At 64.4% G+C, this 16,506-nt stretch carries 12 protein-coding genes; 9 read left to right on the top strand and 3 right to left on the bottom strand.

The annotated features are described in order from the left end of the window. The first annotated feature begins 40 nt into the window (after positions 1–40). The 6 genes from C2L66_RS13065 (at position 41) to C2L66_RS13040 (ending at position 8,354) form a co-directional block, all read left to right on the top strand. A complete protein-coding gene (locus C2L66_RS13065; RefSeq protein ID WP_054928875.1) occupies positions 41–1,177 on the top strand; it encodes a polysaccharide biosynthesis/export family protein in 1,137 nt (378 codons plus the stop codon). A 78-nt stretch (positions 1,178–1,255) separates the two neighbouring features. Beyond that, a complete protein-coding gene (locus C2L66_RS13060; RefSeq protein ID WP_054928874.1) occupies positions 1,256–3,481 on the top strand; it encodes a polysaccharide biosynthesis tyrosine autokinase in 2,226 nt (741 codons plus the stop codon). A 59-nt stretch (positions 3,482–3,540) separates the two neighbouring features. Beyond that, positions 3,541–4,668 carry a GDP-mannose 4,6-dehydratase gene (gmd, locus tag C2L66_RS13055; RefSeq protein ID WP_054928873.1) on the top strand — a complete coding sequence of 376 codons (1,128 nt, stop codon included), beginning with the start codon at positions 3,541–3,543 and terminating at the stop codon, positions 4,666–4,668. A 4-nt stretch (positions 4,669–4,672) separates the two neighbouring features. Further along, the gene (locus C2L66_RS13050) at positions 4,673–5,680 is read left to right on the top strand and encodes a GDP-L-fucose synthase family protein (RefSeq protein WP_060599722.1); all 1,008 of its coding nucleotides are present in this window, start codon (positions 4,673–4,675) and stop codon (positions 5,678–5,680) included. Between the two features lie 106 nt (positions 5,681–5,786). Then, positions 5,787–6,929 (top strand): glycosyltransferase family 4 protein, encoded by a 1,143-nt coding sequence (locus tag C2L66_RS13045; RefSeq protein WP_060599723.1) that lies wholly within the window; start codon positions 5,787–5,789, stop codon positions 6,927–6,929. Between the two features lie 117 nt (positions 6,930–7,046). Beyond that, on the top strand, positions 7,047–8,354 hold the full coding sequence (locus tag C2L66_RS13040; RefSeq protein WP_060599724.1) for a glycosyltransferase WbuB: 1,308 nt from the start codon (positions 7,047–7,049) through the stop codon (positions 8,352–8,354). Between the two features lie 120 nt (positions 8,355–8,474). Here C2L66_RS13040 and C2L66_RS13035 read toward each other — a convergent pair whose 3' ends face one another. Then, a complete protein-coding gene (locus C2L66_RS13035; RefSeq protein ID WP_060599725.1) occupies positions 8,475–9,095 on the bottom strand; it encodes a hypothetical protein in 621 nt (206 codons plus the stop codon). Between the two features lie 284 nt (positions 9,096–9,379). Between C2L66_RS13035 and C2L66_RS13030 the strand changes: the two genes are divergently transcribed. Continuing rightward, positions 9,380–9,991, top strand: a complete 612-nt coding sequence (locus tag C2L66_RS13030) for a DapH/DapD/GlmU-related protein (RefSeq protein WP_054928895.1) — start codon at positions 9,380–9,382, stop codon at positions 9,989–9,991. 255 nt (positions 9,992–10,246) lie between these two features. Next, on the top strand, positions 10,247–11,992 hold the full coding sequence (locus C2L66_RS13025; protein ID WP_060599726.1) for an FAD-dependent oxidoreductase: 1,746 nt from the start codon (positions 10,247–10,249) through the stop codon (positions 11,990–11,992). Between the two features lie 117 nt (positions 11,993–12,109). On the opposite strand, the gene C2L66_RS13020 is transcribed toward C2L66_RS13025, so the two are convergent. Beyond that, entirely contained in the window at positions 12,110–13,357 is a 1,248-nt protein-coding gene (locus C2L66_RS13020) for a glycosyltransferase (protein WP_082670367.1), read from the bottom strand. Between the two features lie 96 nt (positions 13,358–13,453). Further along, a complete protein-coding gene (locus C2L66_RS13015) occupies positions 13,454–14,962 on the bottom strand; it encodes an O-antigen ligase family protein (RefSeq protein WP_060599728.1) in 1,509 nt (502 codons plus the stop codon). A gap of 396 nt (positions 14,963–15,358) precedes the next feature. On the opposite strand from C2L66_RS13015, the gene C2L66_RS13010 reads away from it, so the two are divergent. Beyond that, complete coding sequence (locus C2L66_RS13010; protein WP_054928865.1) at positions 15,359–16,504, top strand: acyltransferase family protein; 1,146 nt, start codon at positions 15,359–15,361, stop codon at positions 16,502–16,504. Positions 16,505–16,506: the final 2 nt, after the last annotated feature.

Here is a 16,506-nt window from a genome sequence, read left to right as displayed (position 1 = left end):
AATGAAAAAGGACCAAGCTCCCGTGTTAGGAGGAACTGCCATGAACCGCATTCGAACAGGCGTGTACGCGCCGTTAGTGCTGTCGATGACGTTGCTGCTTTCCGCCTGCGGTCTCGCACCCGGACAACGGATGATCACGCCTGCCGCGCTACCGGATACGGGCGGTGAGTACAGCACCGAGGCCGAGCAGCAGATCCAGATTCCCATCACCGATATCAATCTGTCGCTTGTGCGGAAGATGAAAGGCCAGACGACCGATCTGAGCCAGCAGACGGTCGGTCTCTTCAGCAACAAGCCGCCCGTCTACAAGATCGGTCCCGGTGACGTGTTGCAGATCACCGTCTGGGATCACCCCGAGCTGGCCGCCGCGCTCGGACAGCCGCAGGCATCGGGCAACAAGAACGATCCGGGGCTCGGCTTTCTCGTCGATGCCGACGGCAACATCCAGTTCCCGTATGCGGGCACGCTGCATGTGGGCGGCAAGGACGCGTCGACGGTGCAGAAAGAGCTGTATAAAAAGTTGAGCGTGGTCTATTCGAAGCCTGAAGTGACCGTGCGCGTTTCGTCATTCCGCTCGTCGCAGGTGTATGTGGACGGCGAAGTGCATGCGCCCGGGCCCGCGCAGATCAACGACATCCCCATGTCGCTGACGGAAGCGATCAACCGCACGGGAGGCTTCACGCCGAACGCGGACCAGGGGCGCCTCGAACTCGTGCGCAACGGCGTGACCTACGACCTGAACATGCCCGACCTGATCAAGCGCGGCCGCGCGCCAACCTCGATCTATCTGCAACCGGGCGACATGCTGCGCGTGCCGGCACGCGAAGAGAACGGCATCTATCTGATGGGCGAAGTGAACAAGCCCGCCACGATTCTGCCGATGCGCGACGGCAAGCTCTCGTTGTCGGAGGCGCTGTCGCAGGCGGGCAGCTTCAACCCGAACACGGCCGACGCAAAGCAGACCTTCGTCATCCGCAATTCGACGAGCGACAAGCCGGAGATCTATCACCTCGACACGACCTCGCCCGTTTCGATGCTGCTCGCGAACCAGTTCGAGCTGCAGCCGAAGGATGTCGTCTATGTCGACAACAACAGCCTCGTGCGCTTTAACCGTGTGTTGACGCTGCTGCTGCCGGCAATCAACGCCGGTGTGACGGCCGCGTTGCTCGCGAAGTAAGCGGCAGGTCTGCGGATGCAGTAACGGGGTGAAGCATGCAGCGCTTTCGACACTGTCGGTTTTTGATGGATCAAGCAAATGGCTATCAACTTTGACAATCGTTATACGGATGTCAGTTCGGACGAGATGCATCTGACGGATTACCTGCAGGCCATCGTCGCGAACTGGCGCTCCATTCTGATGATCACGCTGGCCATCACGGCGCTGGGCACCGCGTATGCATTTATCGCGACGCCCGTCTATCGTGCGGACGTGCTGTTTCATGTGGTCGACAAGGCCGATAACAACAACAAGCAGGACGGCCTGCAACCGCTGACGGGCATGTTCGACACGAAGCCGTCGACGGCGGCCGAGATCGAGTTGATGAAGTCGCGGCTCGTGACCGAGGAGACCGTCAAGTCGCTGCACCTCGACATCGCCGCGCGGCCGCACACCTTGCCTTTCGTCGGCGGACTGCTCGCGCCGCTGATGAACGGCAAGTGGGGCATCAAGCTGCCGCCGGCGCTGCAGTTGCCGAGTTACGCGTGGGGCAACGAGAGCATCAAGGTGTCGCGCTTCGACACGGCGAAGGACATGTACGACAAGGACTTCACGTTGATCGCCGGCCAGAATGGCGACTTCGTGCTGAACAATCCCGACGGCGTCGCGATTCTCGAAGGACGCGTCGGCGAGAACGTCGTGCGCGAAACGCCGGCTGGACCGATTACGCTGCGCGTCGATGAAATGACGGGTGCGCCGGGCACGCGTTACGACCTGACGCGCGGGTCGACGCTGACCACCGTCGAGCGGCTGCAGAAGGCGATGGATATCGGCGAATCGACGCTGCAGTCGGGCGTGATCCGCGCGAGCCTCGAAGGTCACGATCCGAAGCTCACGGCCGACATCATGAACAGCATGGCGCGCGAGTTCATCCGCCAGGACGTTGAAAGCCGTTCGACGGAAGCCGAGCACATGCTGGCGTTCCTCGACCAGCAGTTGCCGCAGCTGCGCAAGGAACTCGATGCCGCCGAGCAGCGTTACAACACGTTCCGCAACCAGCACGGCACTGTCGATCTGAGCGAAGAAAGCCGGCTGCTGCTGCAGCAGATCGTCGATAACAAGACCAAACTGGTCGACCTGCAAACGCAGCGCGCGGAAATGTCGCAACGCTTTACCGCGAATCACCCGGCCGTCGCCGCACTGGACGCGCAAATCGCCGCGCTGCAAGGCAATCTCGGGAAGATGGGCAAGAGCGTGCAAACGCTGCCCGACACCGAGCAGACAGCGTTGCGCCTGTTGCGCGACGTGCACGTCGATACCGAGCTGTACACGAACCTGCTCAACAGCGCGCAGCAACTGCGCATCGCGAAGGCGGGCCAGGTGGGCGACGTACGCATCGTCGACTTTGCCGAGGCGGCCGACGACCCTGTGCGTCCGAAACGCGTGCTGGTGATTCTGATCAGCTTCGGCGCGGGTCTCTTTATCGCCATCGTGTTCGCGTTCGTGCGCAAGACGCTGTATGGCGGGGTCGAACGTCCGGACGAGCTCGAAGCCGCGCTGGGCGTGCCCGTGTTCGCGGTGGTGCCGCGCAGCGAGCAGCAGCTGCGCCTGCAGCAGGACGTCATGATGCGCCGCCGCGGCTTGCACGTGCTCGCCGAACAGGCGCCGCAGGATATCGCCGTGGAAGGGGTGCGCAATCTGCGCACGTCGCTGCAGCTCTCCGTCGACGACAAGCAGAACAACGTCGTGATGCTGACGGGCTCACGTCCGGATGCAGGCAAGTCGTTCCTGTCGGTGAACCTGTCGGCGCTCGTCGCCTCGACGGCCAAGCGCACGCTCGTGATCGACGGCGACATGCGGCGCGGCGACGTGCACTCGCACTTCGGTCTGCAGCATCAGCCGGGTCTTTCTGACGTGCTGCGCGGCGGCGACCTGCAATCGTCGATCCAGCGCGACGTCTTGCCGGGCCTCGACGTGCTCACCAAGGGCTCGCTGCCCTCGCATCCTTCGGAGCTGCTGATGAGCAAGCGTTTCGAAACGATGCTCGACGAGCTGAAGAAGCAGTACGACTTCATCATTATCGATACACCACCCGTGCTCGCCGTCACCGATTCGACTGTGATCGGCAAGCACGTGGGGACAACTTTGCTGGTGATTCGCCACGGTCGCCATCCAGTCGGCGAGCTCGCGGAAACCGCGAAGCGCCTGCGCAATGGCGGCGTGGATTTGCAGGGGGTGCTGTTGACCGACGTGCCGCAGGCGGGCGCTTTCATCGGCTCGGGTTATCGCGGCGGCTATTACGGTTACGAGAGTATCGCAGGCTAAACGCACGGGATCGGAGCGAGGCGCCGATGCGCCGGCTCAGTTCCACCTAGGAGAATACGATGACTCGAAAGGTTGCCTTGATTACGGGCATTACCGGCCAGGACGGCTCATACCTGGCCGAGCTGCTGATCGACAAGGGCTACGAGGTGCATGGCATCAAGCGTCGCTCGTCGTTGTTCAACACCGACCGGATCGACCACCTTTACCGCGATGTGCACGACCCGGACCAGCGCCTGCAACTGCATCACGGCGACCTGACGGATTCGACGAGCCTCACGCGCATCATCCAGCGCGTCAAGCCCGACGAAGTCTATAACCTCGCGGCGCAGAGCCATGTCGCCGTGTCGTTCGAAGAGCCGGAATACACGGCCAATGCCGACGGCCTCGGCACGCTGCGTCTGCTCGAAGCGATCCGCATCTGCGGCTTCGAGAAGAAAACGCGCTTCTATCAGGCATCGACGTCGGAACTGTATGGTCTCGTGCAGGAAGTGCCGCAGCGCGAGACCACGCCGTTCTATCCGCGCAGCCCGTATGCCGTCGCGAAGCTGTTCGCGTACTGGACCACGGTCAATTACCGCGAGGCGTATGGCATCTACGCGTGCAACGGCATTCTGTTCAACCACGAGTCGCCCGTGCGCGGCGAAACCTTCGTCACGCGCAAGATCACGCGCGCCATCGCGCGCATCGCGGTCGGCCTGCAGGAAGAGCTTTACCTCGGCAATCTGTCGGCGCTGCGCGACTGGGGCCATGCGCGCGATTACGTCGAGATGCAATGGATGATGCTGCAGCAGGAAGCACCCGAAGACTTCGTGATCGCGACGGGCGTCCAGTACAGCGTGCGCGAGTTCGTGCAGCGCGCGGCGGCGGAGCTCGGCATCACGGTGCGCTTTGAAGGCGAGGGCGTGCATGAAGTGGGCATCGTCGAACATGTCGAGCGCCGCAATCGCAGCGAAATGCGCGTGCAGCCGGGCGACGTGATCGTGCGCGTCGATCCGCGCTACTTCCGTCCGACGGAAGTGGAGACGCTGCTCGGCGACCCGTCGAAGGCGCATCAGAAGCTGGGCTGGCAGCCGACCACCTCGTTCGAGACGCTCGTGAAGGAAATGGTGGTGTCGGACTACCAGATCGCGCGGCGCGATGCGCTCGTCACGCTGGCCGGTTTCAAGGCGCTGGAACATCACGAGTGACGCCATGGACAAGAACGCACGCATCTTCGTCGCAGGGCATCGCGGGATGGTCGGCTCGGCGCTCGTGCGCAAGCTCGAGGCGAGCGGCTATCGCAACCTCGTCACGCGCACGCATGCCGAACTCGACCTGACCGACCAGGCGGCCGTCAACCGCTTCTTCGAGAGCGAGCAGATCGACGTCGTGCTGCTCGCGGCGGCGCGCGTCGGCGGCATTCTGGCGAACTCGACGCAGCCCGGCGAGTTTCTCTACGAGAACCTCGTGATCGAGACCAACGTGATTCACGCGGCGTATCGCGCGAACGTCGACCGGCTGGTGTTCTTCGGCTCGTCATGCATCTATCCGAAGCTGTGTCCGCAGCCGATCCGCGAATCGTATCTGCTGACCTCGGAACTGGAGCCGACCAACGACGCGTATGCGATCGCGAAGATCGCAGGTCTCAAGCTGTGCGACGCGTACAACCGCGAGTACGGCACGCGCTATGTCGCGCTGATGCCGACCAACCTCTACGGTCCGAACGACAACTACGACCTGAAGAACAGCCACGTGCTGCCCGCGCTGATCCGCAAGGCGCACGAGGCGCGCCTGCACGGCGACAAATCGCTGACCGTATGGGGCAGCGGCACGCCGCGCCGCGAGTTCCTGCATGTCGACGATCTGGCCGCAGCGACGCTCTTCGTGCTCGAGCACGATGTGAACACGGGCGTGTTCAACGTCGGCGTCGGCGAGGACCTGAGCATTCGCGAACTCGCGCAGACGATCTGCGACGTCGTGGGTTTCGAAGGCCAGTTGCAGTTCGATGCGAGCAAGCCGGACGGCACGCCGCGCAAGCTGCTCGACGTGTCGCAGCTGGCGCAGATGGGCTGGCGCGCGAGCATTGGCCTCGCGGACGGGATCGCGAATACGTATCGCGAATTCGCCGCGAAGTATGAGGAGAAGTACGGAGACAAGTTCGTAGAGAAGCAAGGGGAAAGATACGCTGCGCCTTCGTTCGCGATGGCCGCGCGTGCCTGATGAGCCGCTCCTGGTGACGGACGTTGCCCGGGACCGGGATAAGGGCGACGTCCGTTCTTTTTTGCTGGGAGAAACGACAGTTTCGATCGAATAAGGACCGTAAGAAATGAGTGCGTCAGTCACGATCTTTCATAACGTTGTGTGGTCACGGCACAAGGGCGCCGTGTTCTCCGCGTTGCACAGCATCTCGGCATCGGGCGCGATCCGCTACTCGATGGTGCAGATCGCGGACACGGAACATGATCGAATCGGCTTTTCGGACGTCGACTATTCGTTTCATCGCTATCCGATGCACAAGCTTTTCGACGGCTGCTACGAGGACGTGCCGCGCTGGCAACTGACGAAGCGTCTTGTCTGGGAAGTGCTGAAGGCGAAGTCGGACCTGATCGTGCTGCCTGGCTATCACCGCCCCGAGTACTGGGCGATGCTCGCCGCGTGCGTGGTGACGGGCAAGCGCCGTGCCGTGTTCTGCGATTCGACGGCGCGCGATCGCCCGAAACGTCTGTTGACGTCGGTTCCGAAGCGTGTGTTCTTCGCGCTCTGCGACGGCTACTTCGGTTTCGGCGAGCGCAGCCGCGACTATCTGATGTCGCTCGGCGCGAAGCGCGAGAAGATTTTCATTCCGTGTCAGGCGGCCGCGCTGCCCGTCACGTTCTCGCCCGAGCGCGCACTCGCCGAGCGCATGCAGTACCGGGCGGGCAATGCGCCCGTGTTTCTGTTCGTCGGGCGGCTGTCCGAAGAGAAAGGCATCACGACGCTGATCGACGCGTTTGCGGGAATCGCGAAGCGTCTGCCCGATCCGCAGTTGCGTATCGTCGGCACGGGGCCGCTCGAACGAGACTTGCGCAAGCGCGTCGCCGAGCTGGGCCTGAACCGCTCGATCACGTTCGTCGGCAGCTTGCAGGACGAACCGCTCTCGCGCGAATACTACGGCGCGACGTGCCTCGTGCTGCCGAGCCGCAGCGAACCGTGGGGCCTCGTCGTCAACGAGGCGCTGGCGCATGGCTGCCCGGTGGTCGTCAGCGAGAGCTGCGGCTGCGTGCCCGAACTCGTGCACGAAGGCGTGAGCGGCTACGCGTTCACGGCGGGCGACGGCGCGGGGCTGCAGCGCACGCTGCTGAAGGCAACGGAGGCATTCGCCGACGCGCAGGCATCGGCGCAACGCTGCATGGACGTGATCCGGCGTTTCGACCCGCCGTCAGCGGCGGCCAATATCGCGCGCGGCTGCGCATTGATGCTGGGGAGTTGAGAGCGAAGCAACGCGCGGCCCCGGCGTGAGCGTGCCGGGCCGCGTCGGGAGTGCCGAACGGGGAGGGCGTAGCGCTGTGCGCTGCCGCATGACGGACAGTCGTCGTGGAAGTCAAACATGAAGATCCTGATCTATGGTCTCAATTTCGCGCCTGAGCTTTCGGGCGCAGGCAAGTACACCGCCGAAATGGCGCAGATGCTGGCCGACTGCGGCCACGAAGTGCGCGTCGTGTGCGCGCCCCCGTACTATCCGGACTGGAAGGTCGCGAACGGCTACTCCATGTGGCGCTATCGACGCGACATCATCCGCGGCGTGCGCATCTGGCGCGCGCCGTTATGGGTCCCGCCAAAGCCCAGCGGCCTGAAGCGGATGCTGCATCTCGCTTCGTTCGCGCTGTCGTCGCTGCCGCTGCTTGCGAGGCAAATCGCCTGGCGCCCTGGCGCCGTGATGCTGATCGCCCCCACGATGGCCTGTGCGCCGGGCGCGCTGGCGCTCGCGCGCGTGACGGGCGCGAAGGCGTGGCTGCATGTCCAGGACTACGAAGTCGATGCCGCCTTCGATCTCGGCCTGCTGAAAAGCACACGCGCCGCGCGCATCGCATACGGGATCGAGCGGTTCGTCCTGAAGCGTTTCGACGTTGTGTCGTCGATCACGAACCAGATGGTCGAGCGAGCGGTCAACAAGGGCGTCGACGCGGCCAAAACGGAGTTTCTGCCGAACTGGGTCGACACGCGCGACATCTTTCCGCTTGGCCGCGTGAGCGAATACCGCGAGACGCTCGGCATTCCGGCGGCCAATACGGTCGTGCTGTACTCGGGCAACATGGGCGCGAAACAGGGTCTCGAGACGCTTGCCGACGCGGCCCGCGCGCTGGCCGCGCGAGACGACATCACCTTCGTGTTCTGCGGCAACGGCGCGGCGCGGGACGATCTCTTCAAGCGTTGCGAGGGTTTGCCTAACTGCCGGTTCCTGCCGTTGCAACCGGCCTCGTCGCTGAACGAGCTGTTGAACGTCGCCGATATCCACGTGTTGCCCCAGCGCGGCGATGCCGCCGATCTCGTGATGCCGTCGAAGCTGACGGGCATGCTCGCGAGCGGCGGCGCGGTGATCGCGATGGCGCGCCCCGGAACGGCGCTCTATGAAGCCGTCGCGAACAACGGCATGATCGTGCCGCCCGAGGACACCGGCGAACTCGCCGACGCCATCGCGGAGCTCGCCGGCGACGGCGCGCGCCGCGCGGCCATTGGCGCGGCGGGCCGGCGTTACGCGGAGACGATGCTGTCGCCGCTTTCCTCGCTGCTCACGCTCGATACCCGCCTCGCGCTGCTGACGGGCGAGGCGGTCCCAGGCCCGAAGCCGGCGGCGGCGCCCATGACGAACGGGCCCATCTTGCCGGCGCACGTCGAGAAGTCGGAAGTGGAGTGACGCGCGTCAACTGCGCGGAGATGGATCAAAGGCCGCATACGAACCGCTCTCAGCGGTTTGCATGCGGCCTTCGGTTTTTGGGGCGTCGGGCTGATTGCCGGTGGTTCGCGTCGTGCCTGATTACCAGGGCGATTTGAATACTTCCCGTCCCGAGCGCTCGCTATACGGGCTGCTGTACACCGTGGTGCCGCCGCCCGCGTTGGCGGCATTCACGGCTGCGGCGCGTTGTGCCGCGACACCCGCCACGCCGCCGTTATCGGCTGCGCCGCCTGCTGCCGCGCCCCGCGCGGGACGCCGGATCGCGCCTCCAGCCGCAGGCGCCGCGCCACCACCTGCGGAGGAGGGGCCGCCCATCGCCTGCGTGTTCGGTTTGGCAACGCGCATGCGCTCGCTGTTGAGCAGTGCGTCGCGTTGCGAGTCGGGCGTCGCGCCGCCGGGGTCGTAGCCGCCGAGCGACGTCGACGGACCGCCGAGCAGGCGCTGCGCGTCGTCCTGCGTGCGCTGCGCAGCGGTCTTGCGGGCCGGCGCGCCATTGCCATTGGCATTGGCATTGCCGTTGCCCTTGGGCGCGGCGGCATTCTGGCCGTTGCCTTGCGCCGGGTTGTCCTGCGCATGCGCGTGCGGCATGGACGCGAGCGCCGACGCCAGCACGGCGGCGAGCAGCAGCGCGCGCGAGCGCAGTCCGACGCGCAACGGGTGCACGCGCGCCGGGCGTTGCCGCGAGCGAAGATGAGCAGCCATTGTCGTCGTCCTCCTGCAAACGTCATGAAGCCATGCTGCCATGGTGATACGGACACTCTGCTTCGATCCGCCAAAACTCCGCACGGCGCGGACAGCGGCCGTCCATCGGCGCGCATGGGCCAGATAATCGATCAGGACAAGGCGCGCCGTGCGGATACAAGGGCCGAAGTGCTGGACGGACTTCGAGGCGCGTTCATCGACGGGAGAAAACCATGGATAACTCGATCACCTCCGCGATGGAACGATCCGCGGACAGTCGGGGCGCGGGCAGCCGGGCAGCGAGCATGAACGACCCGCATGCCGCGCCGCACACGCCGCCCTCTGCATCAGGCCGCGTGATCGACCTGAGCCTGGCGGGCAAGGGCAATTACGTCGCGTCGCGCGGCTTTCTGATCGAGCTGATCTGGTTCTTCATCGAGGCGTGTGTGATCAACAACAAGCTGTTGCCCGTGTCGTCGGTGCGCGTGGCGCTGCTGCGGCTGTTCGGCGCGAAGATCGGCGCGAACTGCCGTTTCGTGCATCCCGTGCGGGTGAAGGCGCCATGGAATCTCACCGTGGGCGACAACTGCTGGTTCGGCGTCGACGTGTGGCTCTACAACCAGGCGCCGATCCACATCGGCTCGAATGTCTGCATATCGCAAGGCAGCTTTCTCAGCGCGGGCTCGCATGAGATGCGAACAAACATGGATTTGCGCGTCGCGCCCATCGTCGTCGAGGATGGCGCGTGGATCTCGTCGAAGTGCGTCGTGCAGATGGGCGTGACGATCGGCCGCTCGGCGGTCGTGACTCCGCTATCCGTCGTGCACCGCTCGCTCGACGCGGAAGGCGTGTATGGCGGCAATCCTTGCCGCTTTATTCGCAAGCGCTTCGACGCGGATGTGGGACGCCCCTCGTAACTGGCACAGGATGCATGGTTCTGTCTGCCGGAAGCGCGAAGTTGGCGGATAGACTGCCTTACGCGGAGCCATCATCCTACGTAAGCACTGGCTGGCGCGGGAATGCAGTATGCGTGCGCAGCGCCCCGCTCGTGCAAACCCACAGGGCGTTGACGCATGAGGAGCCTGGCTCGCGTGCGCGGCGGGGGGCCAGAACGGACGAAGCTGGACGCGGCCGTACAAGGTACGAACAGAACACAAGCTGGGGAGCAGGGGATGTTTATCGATACCCGCAGTGTCGAGCAGGGCGTCGCTGTGTCGACGACGGTATGCATCATCGGGGCAGGTGTCGCGGGTATCACACTCGCGATGGAACTGGAACGCGCCGGCATCGACTGCTGCGTGCTCGAAAGCGGCGGCTACAAGGCCGACGACGAAACGCGCGATCTTTATCGCGGCGAGAACGTCGGCATTCCGTACACCTTCGCGGACGGGTGCCGCAGCCGCTACCTGGGCGGCAGCAGCAATTGCTGGGGTGGCTGGTGCCGTCCGCTCGATCCATGGGACTTCGACAAGAAGGATTGGGTCGCGCATAGCGGCTGGCCGTTCGGTCTCGAGGAACTCGCGCCGTACTATCTGCGCACGCATGCGCTGCTCAAGCTCGGCCCGCACAATTTCGATCCGGCGTGGTGGGAGCAGCAGATCAACCGGCACGACGTGCGCCGCTATCCGATGATGTCGGGCAACGTGCGCGACACCATTTCGCAGTTCAGCCCGCCCGTGCGTTTCGGCAAGGTGTATCGCGAGGTATTGCGGCGCTCGGACCGCGTGCGGGTGTTTCTGTATGCGAACGTCGTGAACATCGATACGGATGCGCAGGCGTCCGAAGTCACCGGCGTCGATGTCGCGACGCTCACGGGCAAGCGCATTCGCGTGAATGCCAAGGTCTTCGTGCTGGCGACGGGCGGCATCGAAAACGCGCGGCTGCTGCTGGCGTCGAACAAGGTGCAGGCAGCGGGACTCGGCAACGGACACGATCTGGTGGGCCGCTTCTTCATGGACCATCCGCGCCTGATGACGGGCACGGTCAAGTTCACGAAGGAGTGGTCGCGCAACAAGCTGTACGACATCAAGTATCACTATCAGAACGCCGCCGTTGCGGCGCACGGCACGCATATCTCGTCGCAGTTCGCATTGACGCACGACGTCATCAAGCGCGAGAAGCTGCTCAATTCGCGCGTCTGGTTCTTCTCGCGTTTCTTCGGCGAAGGCAGTGCGGGATCGGAGGCGTTGATCCGCTGCCGCGAGGCGCTGCATCGCAAGGAACAGCCGGGCCGCGTCGCGCGCGACGATTATTTGACGATGGCCGCGCATCCCGTCGATACCGTCGGCTTCGGTCTCACGCGTCTGCTGCAGTTGCGCGCGCTGATCTCGGACGTGAAGCTGCAGGCGATCGTCGAAGCGGAGCCGAACCGCGACAGCCGCGTCACGCTGTCGGACCGCAAGGATGCGCTGGGCCTGCCGCGCGTGAGAGTCGACTGGCGGCTCACGGAGCTGGTGCAGCGCACGTTCGACCGCACGTTCCAGCTGCTCGCCGACGAACTGAAGATGATGGGCGTCGCCGAAGTCGAACTCGACGAGCCGCTGCAGGGCCGTGCGTCGTTGCCGGCGAAGCTCGAAGGCACATGGCATCACATGGGCACGACGCGGATGCACGATTCGCCGCGCGAAGGCGTGGTGGATCGCGACTGCAAGATGCATGGCGTGAGCAATCTGTACGTCGCAGGAAGCTCGGTGTTTCCGACGGTCGGCGCAAACTTCCCGACAATCACCATTTCAGCGCTCGCGTTGCGGCTGGGCGAGCATCTCGCGCAGCGGCTGGGCAAGCCCGATACGGCGACGGTTCTGCCCATCGGCGACGCGGCGGGGAGCCTGCGGTTTGGCGTGTCGAATGCCGAATTGGGCAAGCTGCCGATCGCCGCGCAGTCGCTGGTGCGGGCGGGGGGGAATGAGGCGATGTGAGCGCTTCGATACCCGCGACAACGCACACGTAACGATAAAAATCCCGCGATTCGCATCGCGGGATTTTTCATTGGCGCCTTCGCAACGTCTGGCAATGTGCGAAAGCGCAAGGCACGCTCAATTCACCGACGGCTCCCTCTGCGCCGGCACTTTCCTCGGCATCGCACCAGGCGTATTCTGCGGCGACTGCTGATCGGCGGCGCGAGGTGCGGCGGCAGGTTGCGGTAGCAGCAGCGCAGTCAACGAATCGATCATGCTCTCGATGCCGAAGCGCGCCTCGAATGTCCGGCGCGCCTGTTCGCGCATGTTTCCCTTCGCGGCGGCATCGAGCGAATGCCAGTTCAGCAGATTGCGCTGCGTGCCGTTGATCGTGTCGCTCGATACGAAGCCCGCGTGGTCGTTCTCCACTTCGCGCCATACCCCGACCTTGTCCGACAGCAGCACGGGCAGGCCGCACGCCAACGCTTCCGCCACGGCCACGCCGAAGTTCTCCTGATGCGACGGCAGCGCGAATACATCGCTCGCGTAGAAGGCGCCCCATTTCAGATCGCCCTGCAGCATGCCCGGCCACGCGATCCGCTCCTCGATCCCGCAAGAGCGCGCGAGCGCCTGCAACGGCCGCTGCCAGCCCGTCGCGTCGGGACCCGCAATCACCAGATGCGCCTCGGGGTCGCGCTGCGCGTGGTCGGCAAATGCGTGAATCAGCAGATCGCAGCCCTTCTTTTCGTGGATGCGCCCGAGAAACAGCACGATCCGCTTGCCGCGCAGGGCCGGATACGTGCTCAGGAACGCTTCGCGCAACGCCTGTGCATGCGGCGGCGGCGGGTTGGTGCCGAACGGCACGACGCGTTCGTTCGCGCGATACAGCCAGAACGACTGCCGCGCCAGCAGCCGCTCTTCTTCCGTCGTGAAGATCACGGCGGCCGCGTCGCGCAGCACGCGATATTCTGCCCACGGCCAGTAAGCCCACTTCTTCAGATGCTTGAGCGGGTAAGTGCGCTTGAAATACGGGTCGAGCATGCCGTGCGTGTACACGTAGTACGGCACCTTCGACGCGCGCAGCGCCCGCCATGCGCCGAAGCCATGGTATTGCCACAGTCCATGCACGATCACGGCATCGAAGCGCTGCGCCTCGCGGCTGAGCCACGGCACGAAATCGGCCGTGAAGCCGTAGTAGTTTCGTCCCGGACCGAGCGCATGCACGGGCAACGGGAAGTCGCGCACATGCGGCGCATCGACAGCATCGAGCGACGCGACCTCGACCTCGTGACCCAGCGACGCCATCGCGACGCCGCTCTGTCGTACACCCTCAGTCGGCCCGCCTGCCCGCGGGTCGACTGTCGAAAGTAGATGAAGAATTTTCATTGGCGAATACACGGCGTAGTGCGAAAAGGACCGGCGCAGCCGGGCGATGAAGCGCGAGGCAATCCGCGTGATGCACGACATGCGCCGCAGCGCACGTCACGCGGACGCCGGCATGCCTCGCTGACGCAGATCGCGCGTGCGGTCTGCGTCGTACGGTTCTGACCCTGTTGCGTCTTTCAGCGCGCCTCGCGCGGCGGCCGACGCGAACGGCGCGGGGCGGGGCGGCTGGGCGGGCGGTCGGGTCGGCGGTTTCTGCGCGACGGCTGTCGCGCGTGCCGACGGCGGCGGCCCCACCGGCGCCACTTTCAGGCGCGTCTTCGCGTCCAGCTGCCGATGCAAACGGCAATACGTCGCGACCGTCAAACCGAGGGCGACGCCGAATACGAGCCCCGAGAAACGCGGGCCGAGCGGATTGCCGCCGATCGACTGGGCCGGCAGCGCGGCGAGCAGCAGGATCGAGCGGCCGAACACGGGCAAAAGCGGCGCACCGGGGCTTTTCGCGCGCCATCGCCGGTAGGCGAGCGCGCAGTGCCCCAGCGTCACCAGTACCGCGAGCGGCAGCGCGAGGCCGAACAGCAGGCCGCCCGCGAACAGTTGATAGATCCAGAAGTTGTGGCCCGCCGCCCATTCGCGGATCGCGTAGAAGTCCTTTTCGCTAATCTGGCCCGCGAGATCGGGCAGATATTGCGGCGAATAGCGGTAGTAATGGCCGTACCCCTCGCCAAGCAGCAGCGATTGCGTCGACGACGTGACCTGGTCGAACTGGTCCTTGATTTCGGCAAGACGCGTGATCGTCGTCGGGTCTTTGCCCGTCTGCGTATTGGAGGCGGCCGTGAAGCGCTGCATCCAGTGTTCGCTGACGGACGGCATGCTCAGTACGGCGAGCGCGCCCATCGCGCCGAGCAGGACGCTCACGATAAACGCGCGTATGGCCGAGCGCACCAGATAACGCAGTGACGGCGCGCTCATCCACGCAGCCATCATGAACAGCAGCACTGTGCCGACTAGCAGGCTGCGCGTCACGCTCAGCAGCTCGACTAGCACCGTGCCGAGAAACACCGCGAGCATGAACGGCGAAAAGCGCCGCGCCAGCACGAACTCGTGCAGCAGCACGCCTTGCAGCCCGAGCAGCGTCACCGAGACGATACGAAAGCGCACGTCGGCGATGCCGCCCATGCCGCCGCCCGTCGCAATGCCGAAGACGAACGTAAAGACCAGACAGATCAGGTTCGCCCAGAACAGGGCCTTTTCCATCTGCCCGATGCGGTTCTCATGCCACGGATGGCACGCCATCGCATAGCCGAGCAGAAACAGCAGAAACGGCAACACGACGCGCAGATAGTTGCCGAAATCGTTGCCTTGGACGAGTTGCGAGATCAGGCTGCCGGGCACGCTCAGCGCGAGGCAAAGCGTGACGAAGCGGCGCAACGGCGACGCATCGCGAAAACGCGGCGCGATGAAAATCAGCGCGAGCGCGGCTGCGAAAGTCGGCGCGACGAGCAGGATCTGCGCGGCGTGGCCCGAGTCCGCGTCCGGTGCCTTGTAGTCGAGCGCGAGCGGGCACAAGCACATCCAGATCCACAACGTAGCGTACTTGTTGCGCATCGACGATTCTCCCTCTCCCGGTGCGATATGTTCATCGTGGCAGGGCGGCGCACGCCACTGTTCAGTCTGAATATAAATGGAGCGCCTTGTGCGAAGTCCGGAGCAGGCGTAATACGCCTGGGTTCTGGCGGGGTCAAACGATGCGCCAGAAACGTCTGGTAGGACGGTTCCGTGCGCGCGGCCAGGCTGTCCGATAAGGGCAGCAACTTGGCGTACGGGCGCGCGGCCGAGCAAGCAACATGGTTGGAATATCGTGCGCAAAGTGCCAGTTCAAGCATGCGTGGATCGCATCGAACGCGCCGGGCACTGAAGGCACGGATGGTTACGAAAGGCAGTGGCTCTCCGCGTGGCGGCTCACAAACAAAGACCAGCAAACGACGTCGAAGGGGAACAGGCATGAAGCTATTCGGCAGCGCGCAATCGATGATGCGGGGCAGGTCGGTCGAGCTCGACTTCGTGCGCGGCATCGCGATCATCGCGGTAATGGGCTACCACTTTCATGTGAATCAGACAGGCAGCGCGCTGATCTCGATCATCGAGTATCCGCTCAAGAGCTTCGGCCGAGAGGGCGTGAATCTGTTTTTCACGCTGAGCGGCTTTCTGGTTGGCGGGCTGTTGCTGCGGCAATACGCGGAGACAGGTCACATCGACGCGCGCCGCTTTATCGTGCGGCGGATGTTCAAGATCTGGCCTGCTTACTACGTGCTGATCCTGTTTCATTCGATTGCCGGCCGCCATCCGCTGGACACGTTCCTGTGGCAGAACCTGACGCACCTGCAGAACTACTTTGGCACGTCGATCGCGCAGACGTGGAGCCTCGCCGTCGAAGAGCACTTCTATCTGTTCCTGCCCGCCGTGCTGCTACTGTTCGCGCGCTGGAAGATGCGCGCCGGATCGATCGTCAGCGTGCTCGGCGGGATCTGCGTGATCGTGCTGATCGCGCGTTGCCTCGAAGTCGCGGGCGGCGATTTGCAGGCCGCGTTCTTCTATACGCAGTACCGGATCGACAGTCTGCTGTACGGCGTGATTCTCGCCGCGATCTACTGGATGAAGCCCGATATCTATCAAGGCATCGCGAAGCGCACGGGCTGGCTGCTGGCCATGGTGGCCGTGCTGGTCGCATGGCTCGTGCTCGCGACGAAGCATGAGCCGCTCGATGAAAGCATCGGCTACACGATTCAGGCAATCGGCTTTTGCGCGTTCATCGTGCTGATGCTCGAACACTCGGGCAAGGTGCGCGATTCGCGCGTATATCGCGCGGTGGCGTGGCTCGGTGTGTACTCGTACGGCATTTACCTGTGGCATTCGCTTGCGCTCGCGCCCGGCGACATCGTGATCCGCAAGGCGACGGCGCTCGGGTTGCCGCCCGCCGCGATCTGGTTCGTCGCACTGGCCGCCCAGGCTGCTGTCGCGATCATCGCGGGCTACGTGATGACGCGCGCTGTCGAGTACCCGTTCCTGCGGCTGCGCAATGCGCTGTTTCCGGCCAGGCGCAACGCATCGGTGCGCGAGGAAATGCCCGTCGGCGGGCAGCTGTCCTGATT

The sequence above is a fragment of the Paraburkholderia caribensis genome (genome assembly GCF_002902945.1).
Lineage (GTDB): Bacteria > Pseudomonadota > Gammaproteobacteria > Burkholderiales > Burkholderiaceae > Paraburkholderia > Paraburkholderia caribensis.
Note: the sequence above shows the minus strand (reverse complement) of the source record. Positions and strands in the feature narration are given on the sequence as shown.

Bases quoted from the DNA above. Each gene is read 5' to 3' on its own strand.
- C2L66_RS13060 (WP_054928874.1), top strand. From the start codon at position 1,256: ATGGCTATCAACTTTGACAATCGTTATACGGATGTCAGTTCGGACGAG.
- C2L66_RS13030 (WP_054928895.1), top strand. From the start codon at position 9,380: ATGAACGACCCGCATGCCGCGCCGCACACGCCGCCCTCTGCATCAGGC.
- C2L66_RS13040 (WP_060599724.1), top strand. From the start codon at position 7,047: ATGAAGATCCTGATCTATGGTCTCAATTTCGCGCCTGAGCTTTCGGGC.
- C2L66_RS13045 (WP_060599723.1), top strand. From the start codon at position 5,787: ATGAGTGCGTCAGTCACGATCTTTCATAACGTTGTGTGGTCACGGCAC.
- C2L66_RS13050 (WP_060599722.1), top strand. From the start codon at position 4,673: ATGGACAAGAACGCACGCATCTTCGTCGCAGGGCATCGCGGGATGGTC.
- C2L66_RS13025 (WP_060599726.1), top strand. From the start codon at position 10,247: ATGTTTATCGATACCCGCAGTGTCGAGCAGGGCGTCGCTGTGTCGACG.
- C2L66_RS13010 (WP_054928865.1), top strand. From the start codon at position 15,359: ATGAAGCTATTCGGCAGCGCGCAATCGATGATGCGGGGCAGGTCGGTC.
- C2L66_RS13065 (WP_054928875.1), top strand. From the start codon at position 41: ATGAACCGCATTCGAACAGGCGTGTACGCGCCGTTAGTGCTGTCGATG.
- C2L66_RS13020 (WP_082670367.1), bottom strand. From the start codon at position 13,357: ATGAAAATTCTTCATCTACTTTCGACAGTCGACCCGCGGGCAGGCGGG.
- C2L66_RS13035 (WP_060599725.1), bottom strand. From the start codon at position 9,095: ATGGCTGCTCATCTTCGCTCGCGGCAACGCCCGGCGCGCGTGCACCCG.
- C2L66_RS13015 (WP_060599728.1), bottom strand. From the start codon at position 14,962: ATGCGCAACAAGTACGCTACGTTGTGGATCTGGATGTGCTTGTGCCCG.
- gmd (WP_054928873.1), top strand. From the start codon at position 3,541: ATGACTCGAAAGGTTGCCTTGATTACGGGCATTACCGGCCAGGACGGC.